Raw genomic sequence first — 23,295 nt, forward strand, 5'->3', positions numbered from 1 at the left:
GGCTGATAGAGCTATCTGAGCGGGTAGAGTTATCTGGGCTGTTTGAGTAGCAAGAGCACCATTCACCACACGTGGGGCATGGCGAGCGTGAAGCAGGAGATGCTGCGATGAATAACAACGGGGCGGAACAGGCGATAGCGTTGGTGCAGAAGCTGGCGGACCATCATGGGGTGCGCGTAGACAGCTCGGAGGTGAGTCGTTGGTTGCCGGTGACGCCACCTCGGACTCAAGACGAGTTGTTGGCTTGGCTAGTCTCGAGCGGCAGTCGGTTGGGCATCCGCGTGGGGTACGCGGATTGCCGATTTGCTGATGTGTTGGCATTTGCCAAGCAGGGCATACCGGTTGCGTTGCGGATCGTTAATGATCGACGGGGGCCCTCGAATCCGACAGCCGACTGGGAGTCGGTCGATGGGTACAGTTGGGTGTTGGTGCGGGGTTATTCTTGGTGGAGTGGGTTTCGGGTGGACGATGTGGGCGGGGACAGGTTGTCTCGGACCATCGGACGCCGCAACTTCAAGCGAATGGTTGGATTGGATCTGCATCCGCGTGTCCGTGGTTTGATCGCCCAGCCTTTGAGTGCGGAAGTAATCCCAGCTTCCGGCAGTCATGCAACCGGAAAACCATTGACGCGATTGATGCGGTTATTGCAGCCGGACTCGCGAGACATTTGGGCGATGGTTGTGTTCGCTCTGATCGTGGGTGTCTTGACCTTGGCGGCACCGCTGGCTGTGGAGGCTTTGGTCAACACGGTGGCCTTTGGGCGGTACGTGCAACCGGTGTTGATTTTGTCGTTGATGCTGTTCATCTTCCTCGGGTTTGCGGCGATTTTGCAGTTATTGCTGGCGATCATCGCGGAAATGTTGCAGCGGCGGTTATTCGTGCGAATCTCTGAGGATTTGGGGTATCGATTACCGCGAGTTTCGGCCGCTTCGTATGACGGTAAATACGCTCCCGAGTTGGTCAACCGATTTTTGGACGTGGCGAACATTCAAAAGGCCACTGCGTCGTTGCTATTGGACGCGGTGAGTTTGGTGGTGGCGGCTTTGGTCGGCATGGCGGTGCTCGGTTTTTACCACACCTTCCTGTTGGGTTTTGACATTGTGATGCTGTCGCTGATGGCCTTCACGATTTTCGTGTTGGGCCGGGGGGCGATCGACACAGCCAACCAGGAATCGAAGAAAAAGTATTACTTGACCTCTTGGTTGCAAGATTTGGTCCGTTGTCCGACCGCCTTTGCGCTGCATGGTGGCCAGCGATTTGCTCTGGAACGGACTGACAAGATGGTGATCGATTACTTGGATCTCCGCCGTCAGCACTTTAGGATTTTGGTGCGGCAGATTAGTTTCTCTCTGTTGATGTATGCGGTCTGCCTAACCGTGCTGTTGGGCTTGGGTGGCTGGTTGGTCATCATCGGGGAAATTACTTTGGGTCAGCTGGTGGCGGCGGAATTGATCGTCGGCGTGGTGGTCGGGGCGTTTGCCAAGATGGGCAAGCACATGGAGAGTTTTTACGACCTGATGGCTTCGGTCGACAAAGTGGGGGTATTGCTCGATTTGCCCACCGAAGTCGTCGGAGGACCGTTGCAGATCGATGGTGCGGAAGCGGCCCGGGTACGCTTGCGTGAGTTGAATGTGGACGCCGGCGGCAAGCGGGTGGTCAAGAATTTTTCGGGAGATGCGACGCAAGCTGGACTAACTGTCATTGCCGGACCGCCGGCGAGCGGAAAAAGTACTTTGATTGAAGTGCTGTCGGTCCGCCGCGTCGCCGCTGGGGGAGATATCGTTATCGATGGCAATTCGCTCAGCCAACTGGACAGCGAGACGCTGCGGTATCAGATTGGTCTGGCTCGCGATATCGAGGTGTTTTCCGGGACATTATCGGAAAATGTCCACATTTTCCGACCGAACATTCGGCTCAGCGATGTGCGGGACGCGTTGGAAGTCGTGGGGCTGACCACCGAAATTCGCAACCTGCCGGACGGGTTGGATACACCGTTGTCGACAACCGGTTCTCCGTTATCTCGTGATCAAACTTTGCGGCTGATGATAGCGCGAGCCATTGTCGGTAGGCCCAGGTTATTATTAGTGGATGGAACGTTGGACGGGTTGGCCGATGGCTCCTTGGAAAAGGTGCTCGCCGGACTGACTCAACGCCCCCAACCGTGGACCCTGGTGGTCGCATCGGGGCGGCAAGCTGTGAGAGCACGCGCCGATGTGGTGTGGTGGTTGGGGAAAGAGGAAGTTGCACCCACGGTGGGTGGTCAAGGCAATCAGTCAGCGGAATAGGTAAATAGTCAGAATGAGTGAATCGAACCTGTTTGAATCGCGACATTCGAGCACTCCGGTATCTCTAGATGAGACGCTGGAAGCGCCTACTCGCGTGACTCAACTTGAAACAGAGCAAGCTGGCAACCCGAGGCTGGTGGACATTACTCCCGCCAAGCCGCTGATATGTGCAGCGCGGTTGGTGCATTCGACCGATCGGATTCGCAACTTTGCCGCGTTCTTACTGGCCGCGCTGGTGATTACGTTGATCGCGATGGCTTGGCTGCCTTGGCAGCAATCGGCGCGAGGCACGGGACGCGTAGTGGCATTTTCACCCGGTGAGCGGCAGCAACAGATCACGGCACCGGAAAGCGGGGTGATCTTTAACGTCCCCGAGACGTTGGTCGAAGGCAGTTTCGTAGAAGAAGGGGATTTGCTGCTTGAGATTCAGCCGTTTGCGGCCGATCTCCGCAACCAGCTCGAGTCGCAGGTATTTAATTACGAGACCAAATTACAGACGGCAAAAATTAAAGCGGAGGCTGCTCGCCGCATGGTTTCCGATTTTTCGGAGGCCAGAGATTTTGCCGTCGAGAGCGCGCTGGAAAATGTTGAGGCGGCCAAGGCAAAATTGCGCGCCAAGGAGAAATTGCTGGTCAAGTACCGATCGAAAGTCGATCAAGCGGAGTCGAATTATCAGCGGCAAGAAGGCTTGACCCAGCAGCGAATCAAGCCCGGCGTGGAGCTGGAATACATCCGCGTGGAGCGGGATGCGGCGAGAGCTGAGCTGGAGGCTGGTTTAGAGGATGTCAAGCAGGCCGAAGCCGAATTGGCCAGCAAACAGGCTGAACTGGAACAGAAACGTAGTGAGGCTCAGGCGAAAGTTGAGAAAGCTAAGTCTGAGGAGCAATCCGCGTTGGGCGAAATGGAAACGGTCCGGAAGGAGTTGTCCGACATTGCAATTAAGTTGGACAAGTTGGGGCGTTTGAAGATAACGGCCCCCCGGGATGGCTACATTTTCCAGTTGCCAGCGTTTCAAGGTTCCCAAGCGGTGAAAACCGGAGATTATCTACTAACCTTCGTTCCCACTGCCGATGAATATGCTGTGGAGCTGTTGATCAACGGTAATGATATGCCATTGATAGACCCTGGCGACCATGTGCGGATGCAATTTGAAGGTTGGCCAGCGGTCCAATTTTCAGGTTGGCCCGAGATGGCCTTGGGTACCTTTGGTGGTGAAGTTGCGTTGGTCGATCCGACCGACGATGGCACTGGTAAGTTCCGCATCATGGTGCGTCCGGATCCCACCGAAAAGTGGCCCGATCCAGCGCGACTGAGGCAGGGTGTACGAGTCAACGGTTGGGTAATGTTGCGACAAGTCTCGTTGGCTTTCGAGGTGTGGCGCCAATTGAATGGTTTCCCACCACTGCCCCCAGAACAGAAATCGGGAGGTGGCAAGGATGCCACGAAAGTACCAAAGTTACCAAAGTAATCGCTCCAGCTTGATCGCCTCCGGCTACTTCCTGCCGCGAGGCTGGAGAGGGTGTCTGTTGGCAGCGGCGGTCGTGTTTGTTGGCGGCTGTCAAACTAGCCCCTCGGCCAATATTGGGAACAGGGGCGATGCCGGTGTGGTTGGCAATGCCGGTGTGGTTGGCAATGCTGGTGTGGTTGGCAATGCTGGTGTGGTTGGCAATGCTGCGAACGAGCGAAACGCTGCTCCGGCGGCGGTTGCTCCGGCGGGATTTACGCAACCCACATTTGAGCAACCAGTAAAGCCACAACCGACCACGGTTGCCCGACCGGTGGTGGGCCCGCCAGCCGTTCCGCAAGCGGTCGCTGACGCTGGTCAAACTAGCGCCGGCCAAATTAGCGCTGGCCAAACTGCTGGCCCTGTTGCTTTGGTCGCTGCTCAGGACGGAGAAGTGTTGCCACCGGCGGTTCGGCTGGCACCGGAAATCGAAGGCGCTCCCAACTCGGCAGCGACAACCGAGGCGTTGCCCGGTGCGGCTGGTGGTGCTCGTGACAACTCCACTGCCGACGTTGCGAAGGATGGCGGTGCCAACGACGGTGCTACGGATGATGCTGCGGAGGGAACGCGTGGCGGAGGCCGCGAGCCGGTGCGGAGCGTGACACCGTTGGCTCTGGAAGATGTTGTCTTATCGACGCGGGTGACTTTTCCGGCGATTCGTCAAGCGATAGCGTTGCGGGACGAAACGGGAGGCAATGTGATTGCCGCGCTGGGCAGTTTTGACGATGTTTTAGAAGGGCAGACGCTGAATCAGCCTTTGGGCTTCTACGAAAACTATCGGCACGGCGTGGCGCTTAAGCGCCCGTTGGTTTCCGGCGGTTACATGTATGGTGGTTACCGCTTGGGTGATGGGATTTTCGAACCTTGGTATAAAGAGCGGGAGACCGATGAGGCGGGCGAGTTCAAACTGGGGTTTGACATTCCGTTGTTGCAAAACCGAGCGATTGACAAGCGGCGAGCCGAGTTGCAGATGGCCAGGCTGCGGCGGGGGCAAGCGGAGCCGGAGATTCTCCGCGAAGTGCTCGATGTGCAAGCGGCGGCGGTCGATGCTTACTGGCAATGGGTGGCTGCTGGGCGGAACGTCGAGATCCAGCAAGCGTTGCTCGATTTAGGTTTGCTCCGCGGCGAGTTGATTGATGCTCAATTTGCCAGTGATGATGTGGCTCTGTTCACAAAAATCGATAATCAACGTTTGATCGCTGGTCGCCGCATCAAGTTGATCGAAGCGGAGCGGAAGTTTGGCGAAGCGGCGGTCAAGTTGTCCTTGTATCTGCGGTCGCCAACCGGCGTACAGGTGTTGCCAGATCCGTTTGCATTGCCGGGTAGTTTCCCGGAACTCCAACTCGCGGAGCTTAATGCTGAACAAATCATTTCGGTAGCGGTCAGCGGTCGGCCCGAAGTGCAGAGCTTACAGTTTGATGCCTCGGTGCTGCGGGTGGAGCTGGAACAGACGTTGAACCAGTTGCTACCGGAGTTGAATTTGGCGATGGAGGTTTCTCAAGATGTGGGGGAGCCCGCCAGTTCCTCACGCGATAAGTCCGAGGCCATCTTGGCAACGGGTGTCTACGGCTCAGTGCCTGTCCAGCGTCGTTTTGCGCGAGGTAAAGCAGCTTCTTTGCGTGCTAAGTTGGCGCAAGTCGACGCCAAGCTACAACTGACTCAAGACAAGATTGCCAACCAAGTCCGGCAGATTTTGATCACTCGGGCCGCGGCAATCGATAAGATCGATCAAGCGAGGGAGAACCTGGATTTGGCCGAAAAAGCGTTGGAGTTGGCAGTCGTCGCGGAACGCCAGGGCGAGTTCACTTTGCCGGTGTTGAACATTTACGAAGAGTCGGTCGCGAACGCGCGATTGGAACTGGTCAATGCCCAAGCCGAGTATTGGACTCAGGTTGCCTTGCTGGTGTTGGCACAGGGGAATGAGTTGTAAGTCGCCTACAGTCGCCTTTTCGGCGGCACTAGGGAAACCAACGCTTCAGCTTCAAACAGTGACGCTCCAGTACGTTCCAGCTGAGCATCGCCAACAGCACGCTGATGGCAAACATGACGGTGGCGTACAGCAAGCTGCTTAATACGCCAGCCAGCGTCCCAGAACCGAGCCAAGTCCTCAGCCCGGCGGCTGACCACACGCCCGCTAGCAGTGGAATCAGCGGGCTTTGGATAATGTACATGCCGTAGCTATATTTGCCTAAAAATCGCAATCCACGACCGCGAAAAAATCTGGCTAAATAGCTCTCCTTGTCGGTCGTCAGCAGCAGCACCAGACCACTGCCCCACAGCATTGCCCAGCCCGAATGCGAGATGGTCAGCAAGCGATCGTGCCGCAGTTCTAAGTAGATGCAACATGGCAGCGTGAGCATGAAGATCAGCAGTGCTGCGGTCCGCCAATTGCTGAGCCCGCGACTGTGGTGGGATAGGCCGGCAATCGCGCCTCCTAACAGTAATCCATCAAAGCGAAAACCGCTGGCCACATCCGGTGCCACGCCGTTGTCAGAGAGCATTGCAAACAGGATGCGACCGGCAGCACATAGCATGGCCGTCAAGGCGGCAAACAGGATCGTGCGGCGAACGCCCAGCACAAACACGCAGAGGGGCCACAGCAAGTAAAAGTGTTCCTCAACCGCTAGCGACCAAAAGTGATCGAGTGAGCCGAAGCACCACTGGTCCAACCAGGCGCAACGCATGTTGCCGAGATAGGTCCACAGATAAAACTGTTGATCGATCGCTTGCTGGAATGGATGGTCGCTCCAGAGCCAAGGAAGCACGAATAAAAACATCGTCAGCGAGGCGAAGTAGAGTGGAAATATGCGCAGCGTGCGGCGAGCTAAGAAGTTGCGAAAGTAATGAGGTTGCTGACGACTTTGCAGCAGGATGCCGGTGATCAAAAAACCGGAGAGGACAAAAAACAAGTCGACGCCGCGGTCGCCAAAATAAATCAGTTCGGCCAGCCAGCGTCCTGACCAGTGTTCGGTGGGAATGTCACGGAGAAACCGGTAGGCGGTGACAATCAGAATTGCCATCCCACGGACTCCGTCGAGTTCCAGCAGATGGACTCCGGGTGTCCAGACAGCAGCGACTTGCGTGGGTGATTGGCCGGCTTTTTGAAGCATTGAAAGGGCGTCGACAGCTGAGGAAGGCTGGTAACTGCAATTTCAAAGCCTAGCTCATGGGATGCGGCCAACGCCAAAATTCAAATAGTGGAATAGGCATCCTGCAGTGGAATAGGCATCCTGCCTGTACGTGGATTATGCATGCTTTATGTACAGAAATGCACCTTCCTCCATTCGCTCCGCAGAGGGTATTTCTTTCAGGGACTTTCGGCGGAGCGGAAGGCGACATTTTAGGGAGCGACTACTAGTTGGTTTTCGACTTCGCTGACACCCGGCTCTAATTTGACCAACAGTCGTGCCATGCGTTTGTCGGAATCGGATTTAACGAAGCCCACCAACGTAGCTCGACGACCTTCCATCTGTACGTTGACATTTGTGAAGCGAGCTTGCGCGGCGATCGAATCGAGTCGTACGTTGATGCGATTGCTGACCAAGGGGGGCGGCATGGGGGAGAGCTCGATGCCGGAGAACAAGCGAGTTCGCACGGCTCGCTGAGTTTGTTGGGTTTGTCCGAAGCCGAACAGTTGGCTCAAGCCACCGAGGCCACCGAGCCCGCCGAGACCACCGAGTCCGCCGGCGACGCCACGCCCGCCACCTGCTGCGGCGCCTCCTTGGCCGGGTGCGACTCCGCCTTCGCTTTGTCGTTCATCGGGGGCGCCTGATCTTTGCACGCTGCCTTCGCCGGAAAAAATCTCCGAGGGGTCCGGCAGGCCGCTACCGGTGCCGCCGCCGCCACCTGTTTGGCCACCCGTTTGACCACCGCCTTGAGCGCATGCGTTGCCTCCCAGCAGCAGCATTCCCAGCAAAATCGTGAGGCAGACCAGCGATTGGGGTTGGTGGGTGGCGAGTGGCATGAGGCGTTTCCTTTGGGGGGAAAGTGACAATTTATGCGAAAGGTGACAGCCGACGAGGCGGTTTTCGGAAAACGTGTGACGGTTCGTCTGTAACCTTGGTGGCTGGCCACAGGTATGCGTCACAGCGGGACACTCCCCAATGCTTGCTTATCGAAGCTTGGGAGCGGCTGCTGGAAACAAATCGACAATGTTCCCATTGTATCAGCTCGTCGCCGTGTGACGCTTGTAACGCCATGATTTCGGCGGCAAGAAGTTCGACCGTTACTGCTTTTAACCATCAGGAATAGGAATATGTTTCGCCGACTTGGTTTTTCTCTGTTCGCTTTGCTGGCGATCATCAGTCTCCGCACGCAGGCGGCCGAGCGGCCGACTGCACCTCGATTGTTGCCAGAAAAGACTCTGGCTTATGTCCGCATTGCCAACGTCAACGAAATGCGGGAGACGACGGCCGGTTCCAGCGTGGGCCGGATGATGGCTGATGAGCAGCTCAAGCCGCTGGTCGGTGACGTCTATTTGACGCTCGAGCAGTTGTTCTCCCAAGTCAGCGATCGGGTCGGCGTGTCGCTCACCGAGTTGCTCAGTCTGCCGCAGGGCGAAGTTGCTTTTGCCGTGATTCCGATGGATCCGCCGGAGGAAGAGGCCAGCGACAAGCCGCGTGACAATTCCCCCGAGGCGATTCGAGCTCGGATTGAAGCTCGGCGGAATCAGATGCCAGTCGGATTTGTGGCGATCGTGGAAACTGCTGATCAGACATATTTGATGAACCGGCTGGTCGAGCGGGTGGAGGAACAAATGCCGCCGGCTGTGACCCGTTCCACAAGGCTGATCAAGGGTACCGAAGTTGTCCGCTTGAGTCGCGATGGCGCACCACCGTTTGCCTATGCCGAAAAGGATGGTACCTACCTGATGGGCGTTGGCAACAACGTCGTGGAAGATGTGCTTGAGCGCTGGGACGAGGGCAGTAACTCGGGGACTTTGGCACAGAGCACTGATTTCGGCAACGTGATGAGCCATTGCGTGGGAGCCGAGGAAACGCGTCCCCAAGTGACATTCTATTTCGATCCTTATCACTTGGTGGAGCGGCTTGTTAAAGCCCAGGGTGGCGCGGCTGGTGCGATCTGGCCAATTGTCGAAGGGTTGAAGCTCGATAAACTGCAAGGCATTGGCGGCAGTACATTCTCCAGCCCCGACTCGGATTTTGAAAGCATCATTCATATTCACGTGTTGTTGGAATCACCCCGTGATGGTTTCCTCAGCGTCGTGCGTCCCGGCGAAGGATCGATTCAGCCAGAGGACTGGGTGCCGGATGATATCGTTAGCTATACCACGCTGCACTGGGATATTTTGCAAACCTACGAAGGCGTGGGGCGAATCATCGCCAGGTTTCAGGGAAGTGACGTGCTGGAACGCAGCGTGGAAAAACCTTTCAAAGAAGGCACCGGTGTCGATCTCCGCGCCGACATTCTCGAGCAAGTCACGGGTCGGATCGGAATTATTCGCTGGAACGAGCCGCCGATGCGTTTAAACAGCAATACGCAGCTCTGGGCATTGGAAGTAAAAGAGATCGCAGCGGTTGAAGAGACCGTGGCCAAGTTGGCTGAACTAGCGGGCAGCCGCATGACTAAAGATGCTTACGCCGGTCAAGTGGTTTATTCGCTCGGAGGAAACAATCGTGGCGGTAACTTTCCAGAAAATCTTCGTCGTCCCGAACCGACGCTTGCCTTCGTGGGGAACTATGTAATCGGTAGTGACAGTCGCAAAGCGATTGAGCACATCATTGACACCAAGGGTGGGCAAGCCAAGCGGTTGTCATCATCGCCCGACTACGAGTTAATTGCGGGTGAAGTGAGTGGCAAGTTAGATTCACAAAAACCCTTCTTGTTTACTTTTATGCGTGGTGAAGAGGCATTGCGACAAATCTATGAGTTGGCGCGCGATCCAAAGAATCAAGCTTTCCTAAAGCAGCAAGGCGAGAATAATCCGGTTGTGAAGATGTTTTCCGACACCTTGGAAAAGCACGAACTGCCGGCCTTTTCCGCCTTCAGTAAGTACTTTGCGCCGTCGGGCGGGTTCGCTTACGATGATCCCACCGGGATTCACTATTCGATTTTCACCCTGCGTCCGCTGGAGTAGGGTTGGCTTTCGGTTCTATCAGCTGTTGAGCGCCGGCTCATGGTTCGCAGGAACCGCACGCTGGCGCGAGGCGGTTGATTCGTGCTGGCGCGTCGGCTGTCGTTCCATCAGCCGCTTGGGCGCCAGCCTGCGGTTCTAACAGCACGACACCACACACAGAACCGCACGCTGGCGCGAGGCGGCTGATTCGTGCTGGCGCGTCGGCCGTCGTTCCATCAGCCGTTTGGGCGCCAGCCAGCGGTTCTAACAGCACGACACCACACACAGAACCGCACGCTGGCGCGAGGCGGCTGATTCGTGCTGGCGCGTCGGCTGTCGTTCCATCAGCCGCTTGGGCGCCAGCCTGCGGTTCCCACGGCACGACACCACACACAGAACCGCACGCTGGCGCGAGGCGGCTGATTCCTGCTGGCGCGTCGGCCGTCGTTCCATCAGCCGTTTGGGCTCCAGCCAGCGGTTCCCACGGCACGACACCACACGCAGGAACCGCACGCTGGCGCGAGGCGGCTGATTCGTGCTGGCGCGTCGGCTGTCGTTCCATCAGCCGCTTGGGCGCCAGCCTGCGGTTCTAACAGCACGACACCACACACAGAACCGCACGCTGGCGCGTGGCGGCTGATTCGTGCTGGCGCGTCGGCTGTCGTTCCATTAGCCGCTTGGGCGCCAGCCTGCGGTTCTAACAGCACGACACCACACACAGAACCGCACGCTGGCGCGAGGCGGCTGATTCCTGCTGGCGCGTCGGCTGTTGCGGTTTTTACGCGGCCCGGAGCTTAGCCAGCAACGCTTGCTGCAATTGCTCGCTGGCCGCAGCGGCGAAGACGGGGTGCCAAAGATCGACTGGCGCCCCGTCCAGATCTGTCATGATCCCGCCCGCCTCGGCGACCATCAGAGCACCGGCCGCCATGTCCCACGACTTAACGCTCTGCGCCCAGTAGCCATCGAGGCGACCGGCAGCAAGATAGCAGAGATTTAAGGCACACGAACCGAGTCGCCTCAGGGTTTGGCAAGCTTCTAGGACCTCGCAAAATTGGCGAACTTCGATCGCATCTTTGCGAACACCGGCGGGGAAGCTGCAAGCTAGCAGGGCGCGTTCTAATTGGTTACAGCCGCTGACGCGGAGCGGTCGGACTTGGGTACCGTCTGGTCGGCTGACGAAAGCACCACCGCCACGAGTGGCATAGAACAATTCTTCGCTGACTGGATCCAGCACCACGCCGACTTGGAGATTCCCTTCGGCAGCCAGAGCGATGGAAACGCAGAAACTTTGCAAGTGATGGACGTAGTTGATCGTGCCGTCGAGCGGATCGACGATCCAACAGGGAATATCGCTGCGAGGTTGCCCAGTCGCGTCGCTCGGTGGTTGGTCCTGGCCCTCTTCTTCCCCCACCATGGCATGTTCGGGAAAGCTTGCTCGCAACCGCGCGAAGACTGCCTGCTGGCTGGCCAAGTCGGCGTCGGTCACGAGATCTTTAGGAGCTTTTTCGCGCACCGAAAATTGGTCGCGATAGTGCATTAGCTGGTCCGCTCCGAGTCGGGCCGCTTCGATCGCTACCTCGAGGGTTTGGGCAGCGTTTAACTGAGACGCAAAGGCGGACTGCTGGGCTGGTTCTGGCATCGACTCAGGCATGAGATGGGAAAAATCGCGGTTTGAGAAATGTGGTTGGTGGAAGATTGCCTCGCCCCCCGCAAGGAGTCTTTTCCTGCCCCTGGATATAACTTTGCACGAATCTCGCTAGCGTTGCCACCACGATTGCCGATACAAGAAGCCAGATGCAAGCGCGAAGGTGCGTGCTTTCGGCGCATTCAGAATTGGCACCTCACAACGCAGGAAACCCTGTCATGCCTGCACTGCATAACGAATTTCCCCACAAGATGGAATCGGTCACTGTCCGTCGTTGCCTTAATGAGCTGATGGAAGCGGTCCGCAACGACTATCGCGGCGTGATCAGTGACCTGCAAGGGACTTGGGAAGGCGACACGTTGCATATTTCCTTCCGAGCGTATGGATTTCCGATCACGGCTGACGTCCATGTTGGGCATCACGTGTTGGAGTGGGATGGCTACGTACCGACCAACGTTTCGATCGTGCGAGCCAAGGTCCAGCGGACGATTGAGACCAAGTTGGCAGACATGTTACGAGTCGGTGACCGACGAGCGGCATGAGTTGCGAGTTGGCTTGGTTAGGCAGTTGGCCGCGAGTCACTCGACTGTGACTTGTTTGCCGGTTGTTTTGAGTGACAGGCCCACTTCGGCGGCAACCCGCTGAATTAGCTGCTCGATCGTTTCGTCTTTAGCCTCCAGTTCGATGCGTTGCTCGAGGGCGGCTTCCGCTGCGGCGGCGACTTGCAATTGCAAACCCTCGGCGGCGCACAGCGACGTTAGTGCTTGACGTGCCGAGCCAGCGAATCGCAGCGAGTAGCGTTTGGTGGGTTCGTTCATGGGCTGACCGGCAGCAGGTCGTTGAGCACCGCCTCGCTGCTGAGCTTGTTGAGCGAAGAGGGCCAACTCCATCCGCAAGTGAGCTTTGGCGTCGCCTCGTAACATCCAACGGTTTTGTTGTTTCCGCAAGTTGGCTGCTTGAGCGACGATTTCTCGCCGCGTCTCAGCGTCGATCGCCAAGCCCGGGTAAGTCCGTTCGTACGGGGCGGTTGGTTGTTGCCCAAGTGTCTTGCTGCGAAGGCGGTCGGTTGTGGGGAGTGGCTGGAGGAGAAGATCGAAACCGCCTCCGACAACGGCTAGCGCGGCGGCTAAGTCGAGTTCGCCCAGGTCGGCGGCTGGCCACAAATCGTGCGGCAATTCCACCCCTTCGCGGCTGATTCCCCAGTTGTCCGCCACTTGTTGCAACGCTTCGTTGGGCGTCGTCAACAGGGGCCAGGCGATCGGATGGGGCTGCAACCAACCACGGGAGACGGCTGCCGGATTGGCGGCGATTTGTTGCCGCGTGAGCACCACATGGGTCGCCAAAGCGACGACTGAATCGGCCGGTCCGAGGAAGATCACCGTGCCGTCGCTGGACCAATCCGCGCCGGCTAACTGGGCCAATTGATCGAGTGCCGCGGAGACGCTCGGCCCCAGAACGCGTGGCTGCTGAGTTGACGAATTTGCTGTTGCCGAATTTGCTGCTGTGGTTGGGAAAGCGTGTTGCTGGGGTGGTGTTCGCAGTGGGTCGAGGCGGCGGTCGAAGACGATTGGCAAGCCGGTTTGGGTTTGGATGCGAGTCGCCAGGCGGCGCCAATCGGAATCGGTGGTGACGATTTTTACGTCGGCCGTCAGGCGACCGGTGACCGGGCTGGGGAAACCATCGGCAGCGGGAGGAGCGGCTGGCATTCGGGAAAGGTCTGGCGAGCAGCCGTGAGCCAGCAGCAGGCAAGTGAAGAAAAGCACCCCTCGGGGCGGATGTTGGTGAAAGCTGGCCGGTTCAGCTGGGTGCGTGCTGTTCATGCTCTCATCTTAACTTGTCGTGGCGGGCTTGTCGTGGCGGGCAGCGGCTGGAGGGGCGAGAATACGGGGTGGGGTTCGTTAGATTCCTTGCCTCTCGCGCCTGGGTGTGTAGGATGCAACAAGTGCAACCTGCGGGGCTTGGTTGATTTATCGCAACATCGAGCTCTTGTCCGCCGGTGGTTGGAAACCCGATCAGGGCAGTGGTTGTTCTTTTCCCCACTTATTCCCCTCCCAAGGTGTGCCTCCGTGACCGCTCCGGTGTTGAGAACTGCGCGACTGGTAAGCGCTTATCGTCGGTATTTGATCACTGCCGATGCTCCCCGATTTGCCGCGGAAGTTGGACAGTATTACTCGACAGCCACCCTGCTTCGTGTGCTTAACGACGGTGGTGTGGAATTGCGTCGCGCGGCGGCCCTAGCTTTGGGGGTATTGGGAGATGTGGAGGCGATTGAGCCATTGGGACGGCGGTTGGCCGATGAGGATCGGGGGGTGCGATTAGCTGCGGATGACTCGTTTCGGGGGTTGATGGTCCGTGAAGGGGCAGCCGCTCAGCAGCATCGTTTGTTGCGAGTGATGCATTTGAACGATGGCGGTGAGTTTGCCGCTGCGTTGGCCCCCGCTTTAATCCTGACTGATCACGCTCCGGATTATGCGGAGGCCCATCATCAGCTGGCGATCTGCTGGCTTGGTTTGGGAGATTTCGCCGCTGCTGAGCAGGCTTTACGATGTTGCCTTTGGTATCGCCGTTTTCATTACGCGGCCTGGGTTGGGTTGGCCCACTGTCGTTTGCAGGGCGAAGATCCTGATGGGGACGATTTGCGGATGGGTTTAACCGCCCTGCGGCGTGCGATTGCGATTTGCCCTGATCTGGAATCGCCCCGGCTGGAATTGCGCAGGTTGGAACGGGCCATCGAGGAGCAGCAACCCGGGAGTGATCGTCTGCCTTACCGACCGGGCTTCTTTGATGAAGTGGACCCGTTGGGCCCAAGTCGGGGCGATGATTTTTTTGATGGATTTGAGCCAGAGGACGATTGAACGTGCGGATTCAGGATTACTTCGTTGGCGGCATCGCCCTTCTTTTTGCCCTGCTCGCTTTGCTCGCCGCTTTGACACAACTGCCGGCAGTCTACCGTTTGCACTCGCTGCGGACGATTGAAAGCCGGTATGGAACCACCGCGGCGCGAGGCTTTTTGTTGGCTCTAGCCACCCTGATGTTTGCCACCGGTACCGCGATTATTGCCGGGGTGCGCCCCAGCTATAGCGAGCCGGCGGACGAAATGGCCGATCCGCAACCGGCACCTTGATCGTCACTCTCCACCCTTCGCTCTTCACTAGCGTCGAGGATTTGCATCGGCAGCGGCTTGCCTCATGACTTCGATTGCCGGGTTAGCGTAACGATCAAAGTTGTTGTAGAAGCGGTCGGCAGTTTCTTCGCAGGAGAAGAGGAAGATGCGATTCGTTGTGGGGTCGAAGAAACCAAACTCGCGACGGCCGGGGACAATTTTGCGTTCATCCATAAACTTGACTGAGTCGATGCCGTTGAGCACGGGAGCGAAGCGGTCGGGGTCTTGCAGAAAGATCTGTTGTGCTTGGGGGGTGCTGAGCAAGTACAGTTCGCCCAGGTGGATGACTCCCAATTTACTGTCGCCCGCCACCCAGGCTTCCTGTTCCACCATAGCGACGGGGCAAAATCCGTCGAGCATGGGGGTTTTGGGTTGAACGGTGACTTCGCTGGATTGGCTGACTGTGGGCCAAGCCGGATTCAGGCGAGTGCCGGCGAGGTCAGCCGGCGTGCCTGCGGGAAATTGCGTACCGCTGGCGAAAGTTTCCGGGGCGGGAGTTGGCTGTTGGTAGGTTTGCGGCTGTTGGTAGGTTTGTGGCAGCGAGAATTGCGGCTCGTTGGCAGTCGAACCGAGCGAGTTGGCTGGTGGTTGGTTGCTGGCTGGCCGTTGGTTGTTGTCGGCGAGTTGGTTTGCCAGCCAAGGTTTTTGCAGCATATCGAGGTAATCGCCGGAGACATGGGGGCTGACCTCACGGCTGAGGATATTGCCGTTATTTCCATCGACTTGGACGATGACATCGGTTGGAAAGCGATCAATTTTGAAGCTTTGTGCGATCGCTGGCATGCTCTGGCCGTGAACTTTCAGCGGCACGAACATCTGGTTCACCATTTGCTGGACTTGGGGGTCCTGGTAGACACCTTGTTCGATTCGTTCGCAGTAGACGCAATTGTCCGAATAGAAATGCAGCAGCAGTGGTTTGCCGGATTGTTGAGCTTCAGCGCGAGCCGATTTCAGGTCGGCTCTCCAAGCGATCTCAGCGGAGGCTTGGGGCACCAGACAGGCGGCGATCAGAGTCAGCAACAAAATACGCATTTCGAGTTCTCAATAAGTGAGACGACGGCAACACCTCATGCAGACACATCGACCGCATTGGTACGCCCAGTTGAGTGAAAGTTAGCGATTGTGACGACTTTGCCGAATATTTCCGTCTACTCGCAACGTTTGGGGGGTGGAAGGCTCTTGGTGGTAAAGTTTAGTGAGCAGCAGAGATACCAGGCTGGGCATGCGGAGGGAAAGGGAAAACAGGCAGGAAATTGTTTGAAAATGGGCAATTAGTTGAAAACTTGGCCAGCTTGGCTTGACACCATCGGTCCCATGTGTAACATTCCGCTGGAGAACTGAAGACAACTTGTTCGTCCTCTGGTTTGCCTCGGCACTTGTTGCGCGGGGCTGGGAATACGGCGAACTCTAAAAGGAATCACCTCGGAATTCTCTCCTGTCCACAGAGTCGTGGATTGAATTTCCGGATACCCCCAAAGCTGGATTTCATGTGAAGGAATCCGCTTGATGCCCACATTGGTTTGAAATGCGATCTTCCGGTTGGAATGATCCAGCAAACTAAACGCGTTCGGGTGCCCTTGGTCCGACATCCCGTTGGTATTGGAGCAAGCTCGGCGTCGTGGGGTCATTGTCGTTCGCGCAGCAATCCGGCTCAGTAGATTGAGTTGGTGTTTGTTGTGTGACTTGTTCAATTGGTCGATTGTTGACGTCAGCTGAGGTTGCGTTGAGCCATTTGTGAGGGGCTGGCGTTATCTGGCAGCGAGAAGTTGGCTTGCCGACATCCGCACAGTTTATTCTTGGATTCTGGGGGTGTTCCCCATGGTCTTTTTTCGTTGCGCCACGCGGGCCGTTGTCGCCGCTCCGTTCGCATTGGCTTGTTCTGGTTATCTCTCAGCGGCATCTCTTGTGTGTACGGTCGATGACGGACACTTCGGCAATCAGGCCTGTTTGCTAATGCCTTTGTTGTGGGAGCGCTAATGCCTTTGTTGTGGAAGCCTTGTCTGCTAATGCATCGTACCGTCTCGGACCTTCGGGTGACGAATGGCTAAGAAGAAACGGACTTACCGCGGTCGCGGTGGAAGTGGTGGCAGTGCTGGTGGCCCCGGTAATGGTGGCGGCCCTGCTCCTAATGGAAAACCTCGCGTGAGGCGTCGGCGACGTAACCCGAACGCCGATCAACGCTCGCCTGATGCGAGGAACGCGGAGGGGGCAGAACCGGCCGACGTGCCCAGCGATGCGCCTTTGGAAGAGTGCCGAGGCATTCTCGAGTTGCACCCCAACGGTTACGGCTTTCTCCGCAGTCCAGAACACAATTATTCGCGTGAACGGACTGATCCCTTTGTGCCCGGCACGATGATCGATCGCTATGGCCTTCGCCAAGGGTTGATGATCCGAGCGATGGTCCAGCAAGCCAGGCGTCAGCAGGGGCCGCGGGTACGGGAAATTCTCGATGTCGACGGCATGCCGGCGGATCAATTTCCCGACGTCAAGAATTTTGACGAGCTGACCGCTATCAACCCCGAGGAGTGGCTGCGATTGGAAATCGGCCGCGAACCGGTGACCAACCGCGTGATCGACCTGATTTCGCCGCTGGGTAAGGGGCAGCGGGCGTTGATCGTTGCACCGCCGCGGAGCGGCAAGACCATGATGCTGCAAAATATCAGCCGTGGGGTTTGCGAAAATCACCCCGGTATCAAACTGATCGTGCTGTTGATTGACGAACGGCCCGAAGAAGTCACCGACATGCGTCGCAATGTGCTCGGCGGCGAAGTCATTGCCAGCAGTTTGGATGAGGATGTCGACAGTCACGTGCGACTCAGCCAGTTGGTCATCGACCGCGCGAAACGCTTGGCCGAGTTGGGGCAAGATGTGTTCGTGTTGCTGGACTCGATTACGCGATTGGCACGAGCCTTCAACAAATGGGTCGGCTCCACGGGACGTGGTCGAGCAACGATGAGTGGCGGTTTGGATGTCAAAGCGATGGACATTCCCAAGAAACTGTTCGCCACCGCCAGAGCGTTCCAAGAAGGTGGCTCGTTGACCATCGTGGGCACCGCCCTGGTCGACACCAACAGCCGGATGGACGAAGCCATTTTCCAAGAGTTCAAAGGAACGGGAAATATGGAATTGGTGCTCGATCGACGGTTGGCCGATCGGCGAATTTGGCCGGCGATCGATTTATCGCAAAGTGGTACGCGACGCGAAGAATTGCTGCACGACGAAGAGACCTACGAAGCAGTCACGATGTTGCGTCGCAGTCTCTCCAGCATGCATCACATCGAGGCCATGGAGCAACTGACGAAACAACTTAGTAAATTTGAGACCAATGCCGACTTCATTAAATTGATCAGCGGCGTTAAACTCTAGTCACCGTATTGGACTCGAACGCTCCCGCACGATTTCCGTCTCACCCTGCTTCGCTTTTGGCGCACCAAAGCTCAAGTCGGAGGGTAAGCGAATTGGTGAGCGGCCTCATTGGAACTGAGGTACCCCGTAAGGGGCTGCGGGTTCGAGTCCCGTGCCCTCCGCCTTCGTGACTGGCTGCGGTCAGTCACGATGAAACAAAAGAAGCCGCCAGCAGATGCAATTCCGCTGGCGGCTTTTTTTCGTGCTCGCGCTGGTGTCCCGGCTTCAGCCGGCGCGGTCCTACGGCCCTCTCTGCCCTGCCCTGTCTGCCCTGTCTGCCCGCGGCGGGGAAAGAATCAGGGCGCGGCGGGGGTGATGATTCGTTGCTAGCCGGCAACCTCATTCACCGAGCGAGGCAAGCTTTTTAGGGTCTTTTTATCGTAATCGGTCATTGCAACCTATCGGCGGTGGTGAGGGTTCCGAGATGCCGGTATGAGTTAATCTCCCGAGCGATCGATCCAAGGGTAATTGGCTTGGTGGGCAATTACGGCCTTGGTGACAAAGTCGACGATCCCTAGAATTACCTCGCGGCTGCCGCGGACCAAATCCGCATTGCTCGCTTGCGAACGCGGAGTTAGCAGTTCTACCGGGCCGGCTAGTCCTCCGCCGCGGCGAACGCGTTCAAGTTGTTTTTCTAATTTATGAGCCTCCTCGAACGCTAAACTGTTTTCACCAGCCACGATCAGCCAAGGCAGGCGGCTGACGAACGGATGGCGAGTCGCCGTGTCATAGCCCAGTCCCTTCAGATTCCGCGCGGGCGAGATCATCACTAGCCCGCGGACATCCTTGCTTTGTTTTTTGCGACTCAGGTCGGGGAAATTCCAATCGATTACCGCGTAATTTGCCGCCAGCACGGCACCCTCGCCGACGCCGACTAACGTCAACGCGTTGAGGTTCAGTTTGCCAGCGTCATTTTCTTGTTTGAGAAACTTCTTCACCGCTTCGATATCACGGTTAAGCATCGCCATGATGTCGTTGCGGTTCATTTTCGACAAATCAAACTCTTTGGGATTGCCGCGAAAATCAACGTACGTCTTACTGCCGCCATGCCCGCGGAGATCGGGAGTGGCGACCGCACATCCCGCTTTCCGCAGAGCTTCGACCAGCGGCAAGAAAGGGGGGGCAGATCCCTCCCAGTGGTGAATGAGAATTACCGGAACCGCCTCTTTTTCCTTATCTGACGGGAAATAACCACACGCCAACTGCACGCCATCGGCTGTGACCAACTTTTCTAAACGGGGCTTGAGCGCCTCTTTTTTCTTGCTTGCCGGTGATTGAGCTAGCAGCGGCGCGGCCAGAAAGGAGATCAGCGAAACGGCCATCAATGGTTTAAACATGCTTTGGTTTCCGTTCGTGCAGTGGACGCGAGTAGAATAGCTGGACAGCGCCAGGCCGCTTTCATGCTAGATTAGGAATTTGCGGGGGTCAAACATCCGTTATGCCCACGCCAATTCTTGATAGTTTACCTATAATCGACTAAACCAAGACGATTGTTTTCCGCTAATTGCTCTCACCGAGGCTGAAAGTTGGCTATGCCCAGACCGTCATTATTGTTGTTGGTAGTCTTTTACCTCGTGTTTTACGGCTCCAGCGATCGCGTGTCGGCCCAACGCAATTTGATTGACATCCCCACGCCCGATCCGGTAGCCGAATTAGCCGCGATGCGACTCGAACCGGCCGTCGCGGTCAACTTGTTTGCCGCCGATCCGCAGTTCAGCAAACCAATTCAAACCAACTTCGACTCGCTCGGCCGTCTGTGGGTGGCCAGCAGTGAAGCTTACCCGCAGTTGGCTCCGGGGCAGATTGCCAACGACAAAATTGTCGTGTTGGAAGATCGGGATGGCGACGGCGTGGCGGAGAGCAGCACCATCTTTGCTGACGGCTTATTGATGCCCACGGGGGTAGTGCCCGCTGGAACCCAAGCCGCTTACGTTGCTCACGCTACCGAGTTGTTGTACTTGGAAGACACCGACGGTGATGGTCGCGCCGATCGCCGCCAAGTCATCCTCAGCGGCTTTGGTACGGAAGACACCCACCACTTGATTCACACGTTGCGTTGGGGGCCCGACGGTTGCCTCTATTTTAACCAATCGATTTACATTCACTCTACGATTGAAACCGCTTATGGGGTGCGACGACTCGACGGGGGCGGGATTTGGCGTTACCGGCCCGAGACGGGTGAATTGGAAGTGTTTTGTAAGGGTTTCGTCAATCCATGGGGGCATGTGTTTAATGCTTATGGGCAATCGCTAGCCACCGATGGTGCCTACGTGGAAGGAATAAATCACGCTTTTCCCGACGCCGTGTTTGTGACTTCGCCAGGTGCGCCGCGATGGCTCAAGGGCATGAACCCCGGCAGCCCCAAGCATTGCGGCTTGGTGGTCCTCTCCGGTTCGCACGTGCCAGACGATTGGCAAGGCGATTTGGTAACCAATGATTTTCGCGGGCACCGCGTTTGCCGTTTTACGATCCAGCCCGCCGGTTCAACGTATCAATCGCGTCAGCAACCTGAAATCATCACTACCAGCCATGTTGCTTTTCGGCCCATCGATGCCGTGATGGGGAGTGACGGTGCGTTATACATTGCCGATTGGTACAACCCCATCATCCAGCATGGTGAAGTCGACTTTCGCGACGATCGTCGTGATCGCGAGCACGGTCGTATCTGGCGTGTGACGTTCGCCGACCGCCCCCTGGCCAACCGGCCCAATTACGCCGAACTGCCAACCGAGGCCGTCGTGGCACTGCTGGAAGACCCGTCTCTCGACGTCCGTCAATTCGCCCGCCTAGAGCTGAAGACCCGTGACGCGGCCGAAGTGCGGACAGCCACAGCGGCCTTCGTTGCTCAAGCCGACAGCGACAGCCAACGCGAACATCGCCAGCTCGAAGCAATGTGGATTGACGAGTGTTTAAATCACGTTGATCCGGCTCGCATCGAAGCCGTGTTCAATGCTTCGGTAGCCCAGATTCGCGCCGCTGCCACTCGCACCATCGGGGTGCGTCGCAGCCAATTGTCGGCGGCTGACGCGTGGCTGGCCAAAGCGGTATCCGATCCCGACGGCTTGGTTCGTCTGGAAGCGGTCGCCGCACTCGGCCGGGGAGAGTCGGCGTCCGATATGGAAGTCGCCTTACGCGTGCTCGACCAAGCACCGCTCGACGATCATCTTGATTTCGCCCTCTGGAACGCGGCTCGTCAGTTGGCGCCCCGTTGGTCGAGTGAATTAGCTGCGGGCAATTTTGATTTTGCTGAGAAGACTGAGCGGCTGGTCTTTCTGCTCTCGGCGGCTGGTTCCCCGGAAGCTGCCGAGCCGGTGGTGCAAGCGGTGATCGCTGCCGACGGGCCCATCCAGTTGACCGCCGAACAAGCGGCCGAGTTGATCACGCCGTTGGCCGGCATTGCCTCGCCCGATCAACTGGGCCGATTGACGCGAGCTATTTTTGCCGCGCGGGATTGGCAACCGGAGCAGCAGGCGCGGCTGTTAAAGTCACTGGTCGCACAGGCCGCTCGCCGGGGCATGGTGCCCGCGGAGGCGGAGTCGGTGATTCGAGAAAGATTCACTCCCGATGCCGTCGACGCACTCAAGTCGGCTTTGGTGCAAGCGGCTGCCAGTTGGAAATTGGCTGGCATGGTGGAACCGATTCGTCAACAGTTGTCGGCTGGCGAAGCAACCGCTGCCAGCTTGCCTTTGCGTTCCGCCATGATTAACGCCTTGGGACAGATCGCTACGCCACCAGCGATCAACGTTTTGCAACGCCTAGCTGATGACGCCGATGTGACTGCCGGCTTGCGAGCCGACGCGGTCGTGGCGCTAATCGGTCCGGCGCGAAAAATCAGTTTGGTCAAACTCGGCGAATTGCTCAGCGACGACCAAACGCGGCGATCGATGATCGACCGAACGGCCGCAGCGCTGCAACGCAAAGGTTTAGCCGAGCCGATGACCGCGATGCTCAGCAGTATCCAATTGCCAGCCGACGATGCCCGGCAGATGGTCACGCTCGCCCGCTCAGCGGCCGCGCCGGAAAGTTTAATCGAGGCCATTCGCCGCGCTGGAAATCTCGACGAGGCGAGTTGGAAATGGTCTGCCGAGTTGAGTGACCAAGTGCTCCGCTTGGCCCGCGACGAGGGGAGTGCCGAGCGTGGTGAAGCCATCTATCGTCGCGAGGCGATGCAGTGCATTCAGTGTCACGGCATCGGTGATGGCGGCGGTTTGGTGGGCCCCAACTTGCTCAGCCTCGGAGGCGCGGCCACGCCCGATTACATCTTGCGTTCATTGATCGAGCCTGATGACAAGTTGAAAGAAGGCTATACCACCTCGCAAGTGCTGACACTCGATGGACGCTTGATCCAAGGCATCGCTGCCGGGGGAGACGCGGAAACGTTGCAACTGCGCACCGCCGAGGGGAAAATTGTTTCGATTGCCAAGAATGAAATCGAAGAAGAGACGGCCGGGAAATCGCTGATGCCAGCTGGCTTGGTCGATAGTTTGACGCTCGCCGAGTTGGCCGATCTGACTCGCTTTCTCAGCGAACTGGGACGAACTCCCGCTTACACAGTTTCCACCAAACAACTGGTGCGCAGCGTGGAAACATTGCTGTACTCACCCGACGCGAACCGAATACTTAATCGCAACAGCAATGATTCGGTGACCAGTAGCGATCCCGCTTTCCAGTGGAAGGAATTGACCAGCCGCGTGAATGGTAGTTTGCCGGTGTCGGAAATGAACACTTACAAGCCGCATGGCCCGGTGCCGCCGACAGCCTTTGTGCGGTTCATGATCACAACCGGGGAGGCTGGTAAGAGTGTGCTGAAGTTCTCCGCCAAGGAGGGTCTGCAGATGTGGGTTGACGGCAAACCAACCCCGCTCTGGCAAGCCGAAGCGTTAGCACTACCGCCTGGACAGCACCGCATTACCCTGGGGATCGACACTTCGGCGATCAGCGATTCACTGACGATCGAGTTGCTCGAGTAAGTTAGTGGCTAGTGGCTCTCGTTAGCCGCTTTGGCGCTAGCCGCGGTTTCAGTTAGCCGCTTTGGCGCTAGCCGCGGTTCCTGGGCGCTCAGCCCCTGCCGGGGTGCATTACGGGTAGCGAGTAAAGCAATCTAAACGCTTACCCCGCTGCGCCCCGAGCTTGCCTCGGTTGAGCGAGGATCATTACCAGGCAGGCCCCATCGCGAAACGATTATTCCTTCCGACGCCCCGCCCGCCATTGATCAGG

Annotated in this window: 16 protein-coding genes and 1 tRNA gene; 10 read left to right on the forward strand and 7 right to left on the reverse strand. The window is 57.5% G+C overall.

What is annotated here, in order from left to right; translation table 11 throughout:
- The first annotated feature begins 107 nt into the window (after positions 1-107).
- Genes SH139x_RS07920 through SH139x_RS07930 form a run of 3 tightly spaced genes read left to right on the forward strand, consistent with a single transcriptional unit; the run spans position 108 to position 5,719 of the window.
- A complete protein-coding gene (locus tag SH139x_RS07920; protein WP_488354735.1) occupies positions 108-2,285 on the forward strand; it encodes a peptidase domain-containing ABC transporter in 2,178 nt (725 codons plus the stop codon).
- A gap of 13 nt (positions 2,286-2,298) precedes the next feature.
- On the forward strand, positions 2,299-3,753 hold the full coding sequence (locus SH139x_RS07925; protein WP_488354736.1) for an HlyD family secretion protein: 1,455 nt from the start codon (positions 2,299-2,301) through the stop codon (positions 3,751-3,753).
- Positions 3,722-5,719 carry a TolC family protein gene (locus tag SH139x_RS07930; RefSeq protein WP_488354737.1) on the forward strand — a complete coding sequence of 666 codons (1,998 nt, stop codon included), beginning with the start codon at positions 3,722-3,724 and terminating at the stop codon, positions 5,717-5,719. The genes SH139x_RS07925 and SH139x_RS07930 overlap by 32 nt, the downstream gene beginning before the upstream one ends.
- 28 nt (positions 5,720-5,747) lie before the next feature.
- On the opposite strand, the gene SH139x_RS07935 is transcribed toward SH139x_RS07930, so the two are convergent.
- Together SH139x_RS07935 and SH139x_RS07940 are read right to left on the reverse strand one after the other, a co-directional pair.
- Positions 5,748-6,899: an acyltransferase family protein gene (locus tag SH139x_RS07935; RefSeq protein WP_488354738.1), complete on the reverse strand. Its 1,152-nt coding sequence runs from the start codon at positions 6,897-6,899 to the stop codon at positions 5,748-5,750.
- A 230-nt stretch (positions 6,900-7,129) separates the two neighbouring features.
- On the reverse strand, positions 7,130-7,753 hold the full coding sequence (locus tag SH139x_RS07940) for a BON domain-containing protein (RefSeq protein ID WP_488354739.1): 624 nt from the start codon (positions 7,751-7,753) through the stop codon (positions 7,130-7,132).
- Positions 7,754-8,044: 291 nt separating this feature from the next.
- Between SH139x_RS07940 and SH139x_RS07945 the strand changes: the two genes are divergently transcribed.
- A complete protein-coding gene (locus SH139x_RS07945) occupies positions 8,045-9,886 on the forward strand; it encodes a hypothetical protein (RefSeq protein ID WP_488354740.1) in 1,842 nt (613 codons plus the stop codon).
- A 37-nt stretch (positions 9,887-9,923) separates the two neighbouring features.
- Here SH139x_RS07945 and SH139x_RS07950 read toward each other — a convergent pair whose 3' ends face one another.
- Both SH139x_RS07950 and SH139x_RS07955 read right to left on the reverse strand, forming a co-directional pair.
- The gene (locus SH139x_RS07950) at positions 9,924-10,427 is read right to left on the reverse strand and encodes a hypothetical protein (RefSeq protein ID WP_488354741.1); all 504 of its coding nucleotides are present in this window, start codon (positions 10,425-10,427) and stop codon (positions 9,924-9,926) included.
- 216 nt (positions 10,428-10,643) lie between these two features.
- The gene (locus SH139x_RS07955) at positions 10,644-11,504 is read right to left on the reverse strand and encodes an inositol monophosphatase family protein (RefSeq protein ID WP_488354742.1); all 861 of its coding nucleotides are present in this window, start codon (positions 11,502-11,504) and stop codon (positions 10,644-10,646) included.
- A 224-nt stretch (positions 11,505-11,728) separates the two neighbouring features.
- Here SH139x_RS07955 and SH139x_RS07960 point away from each other — a divergent pair, with 224 nt between their 5' ends.
- Positions 11,729-12,052 carry a hypothetical protein gene (locus SH139x_RS07960; RefSeq protein ID WP_488354743.1) on the forward strand — a complete coding sequence of 108 codons (324 nt, stop codon included), beginning with the start codon at positions 11,729-11,731 and terminating at the stop codon, positions 12,050-12,052.
- A gap of 36 nt (positions 12,053-12,088) precedes the next feature.
- On the opposite strand, the gene SH139x_RS07965 is transcribed toward SH139x_RS07960, so the two are convergent.
- Positions 12,089-13,330, reverse strand: coding sequence for a hypothetical protein (locus tag SH139x_RS07965; RefSeq protein WP_488354744.1), 1,242 nt, complete (start codon positions 13,328-13,330; stop codon positions 12,089-12,091).
- Positions 13,331-13,576: 246 nt separating this feature from the next.
- On the opposite strand from SH139x_RS07965, the gene SH139x_RS07970 reads away from it, so the two are divergent.
- Complete coding sequence (locus tag SH139x_RS07970; protein ID WP_488354745.1) at positions 13,577-14,365, forward strand: HEAT repeat domain-containing protein; 789 nt, start codon at positions 13,577-13,579, stop codon at positions 14,363-14,365.
- 2 nt (positions 14,366-14,367) lie between these two features.
- On the forward strand, positions 14,368-14,634 hold the full coding sequence (locus SH139x_RS07975; protein WP_488354746.1) for a hypothetical protein: 267 nt from the start codon (positions 14,368-14,370) through the stop codon (positions 14,632-14,634).
- Positions 14,635-14,661: 27 nt separating this feature from the next.
- On the opposite strand, the gene SH139x_RS07980 is transcribed toward SH139x_RS07975, so the two are convergent.
- Entirely contained in the window at positions 14,662-15,705 is a 1,044-nt protein-coding gene (locus SH139x_RS07980; RefSeq protein ID WP_488354747.1) for a thioredoxin family protein, read from the reverse strand.
- A gap of 1,008 nt (positions 15,706-16,713) precedes the next feature.
- Here SH139x_RS07980 and rho point away from each other — a divergent pair.
- Together rho and SH139x_RS07990 are read left to right on the forward strand one after the other, a co-directional pair.
- A complete protein-coding gene (rho, locus tag SH139x_RS07985) occupies positions 16,714-18,039 on the forward strand; it encodes a transcription termination factor Rho (protein WP_488354748.1) in 1,326 nt (441 codons plus the stop codon).
- Positions 18,040-18,117: 78 nt separating this feature from the next.
- Positions 18,118-18,200, forward strand: a tRNA-Ser gene (locus SH139x_RS07990).
- Between the two features lie 315 nt (positions 18,201-18,515).
- Here SH139x_RS07990 and SH139x_RS07995 read toward each other — a convergent pair.
- Positions 18,516-19,415: an alpha/beta hydrolase gene (locus SH139x_RS07995; protein ID WP_488354749.1), complete on the reverse strand. Its 900-nt coding sequence runs from the start codon at positions 19,413-19,415 to the stop codon at positions 18,516-18,518.
- Between the two features lie 195 nt (positions 19,416-19,610).
- Between SH139x_RS07995 and SH139x_RS08000 the strand changes: the two genes are divergently transcribed.
- A complete protein-coding gene (locus SH139x_RS08000) occupies positions 19,611-23,048 on the forward strand; it encodes a PVC-type heme-binding CxxCH protein (protein WP_488354750.1) in 3,438 nt (1,145 codons plus the stop codon).
- Positions 23,049-23,295 lie beyond the last annotated feature (247 nt).

The sequence above is a fragment of the Kothea flammea genome, from assembly GCF_052161645.1.
Classification (GTDB): domain Bacteria; phylum Planctomycetota; class Planctomycetia; order Pirellulales; family Pirellulaceae; genus Laterigemmans.

Coding starts and splice junctions, on each gene's coding strand:
- SH139x_RS07955 (WP_488354742.1), bottom strand. CDS start 11,504: ATGCCAGAACCAGCCCAGCAGTCCGCCTTTGCGTCTCAGTTAAACGCT.
- SH139x_RS07960 (WP_488354743.1), top strand. CDS start 11,729: ATGCCTGCACTGCATAACGAATTTCCCCACAAGATGGAATCGGTCACT.
- SH139x_RS07965 (WP_488354744.1), bottom strand. CDS start 13,330: ATGAACAGCACGCACCCAGCTGAACCGGCCAGCTTTCACCAACATCCG.
- SH139x_RS08000 (WP_488354750.1), top strand. CDS start 19,611: ATGCCCAGACCGTCATTATTGTTGTTGGTAGTCTTTTACCTCGTGTTT.
- SH139x_RS07945 (WP_488354740.1), top strand. CDS start 8,045: ATGTTTCGCCGACTTGGTTTTTCTCTGTTCGCTTTGCTGGCGATCATC.
- SH139x_RS07995 (WP_488354749.1), bottom strand. CDS start 19,415: ATGTTTAAACCATTGATGGCCGTTTCGCTGATCTCCTTTCTGGCCGCG.
- SH139x_RS07925 (WP_488354736.1), top strand. CDS start 2,299: ATGAGTGAATCGAACCTGTTTGAATCGCGACATTCGAGCACTCCGGTA.
- SH139x_RS07920 (WP_488354735.1), top strand. CDS start 108: ATGAATAACAACGGGGCGGAACAGGCGATAGCGTTGGTGCAGAAGCTG.
- SH139x_RS07950 (WP_488354741.1), bottom strand. CDS start 10,427: ATGGAACGACAGCCGACGCGCCAGCACGAATCAGCCGCCTCGCGCCAG.
- SH139x_RS07930 (WP_488354737.1), top strand. CDS start 3,722: ATGCCACGAAAGTACCAAAGTTACCAAAGTAATCGCTCCAGCTTGATC.
- rho (WP_488354748.1), top strand. CDS start 16,714: ATGGCTAAGAAGAAACGGACTTACCGCGGTCGCGGTGGAAGTGGTGGC.
- SH139x_RS07940 (WP_488354739.1), bottom strand. CDS start 7,753: ATGCCACTCGCCACCCACCAACCCCAATCGCTGGTCTGCCTCACGATT.
- SH139x_RS07935 (WP_488354738.1), bottom strand. CDS start 6,899: ATGCTTCAAAAAGCCGGCCAATCACCCACGCAAGTCGCTGCTGTCTGG.
- SH139x_RS07980 (WP_488354747.1), bottom strand. CDS start 15,705: ATGCGTATTTTGTTGCTGACTCTGATCGCCGCCTGTCTGGTGCCCCAA.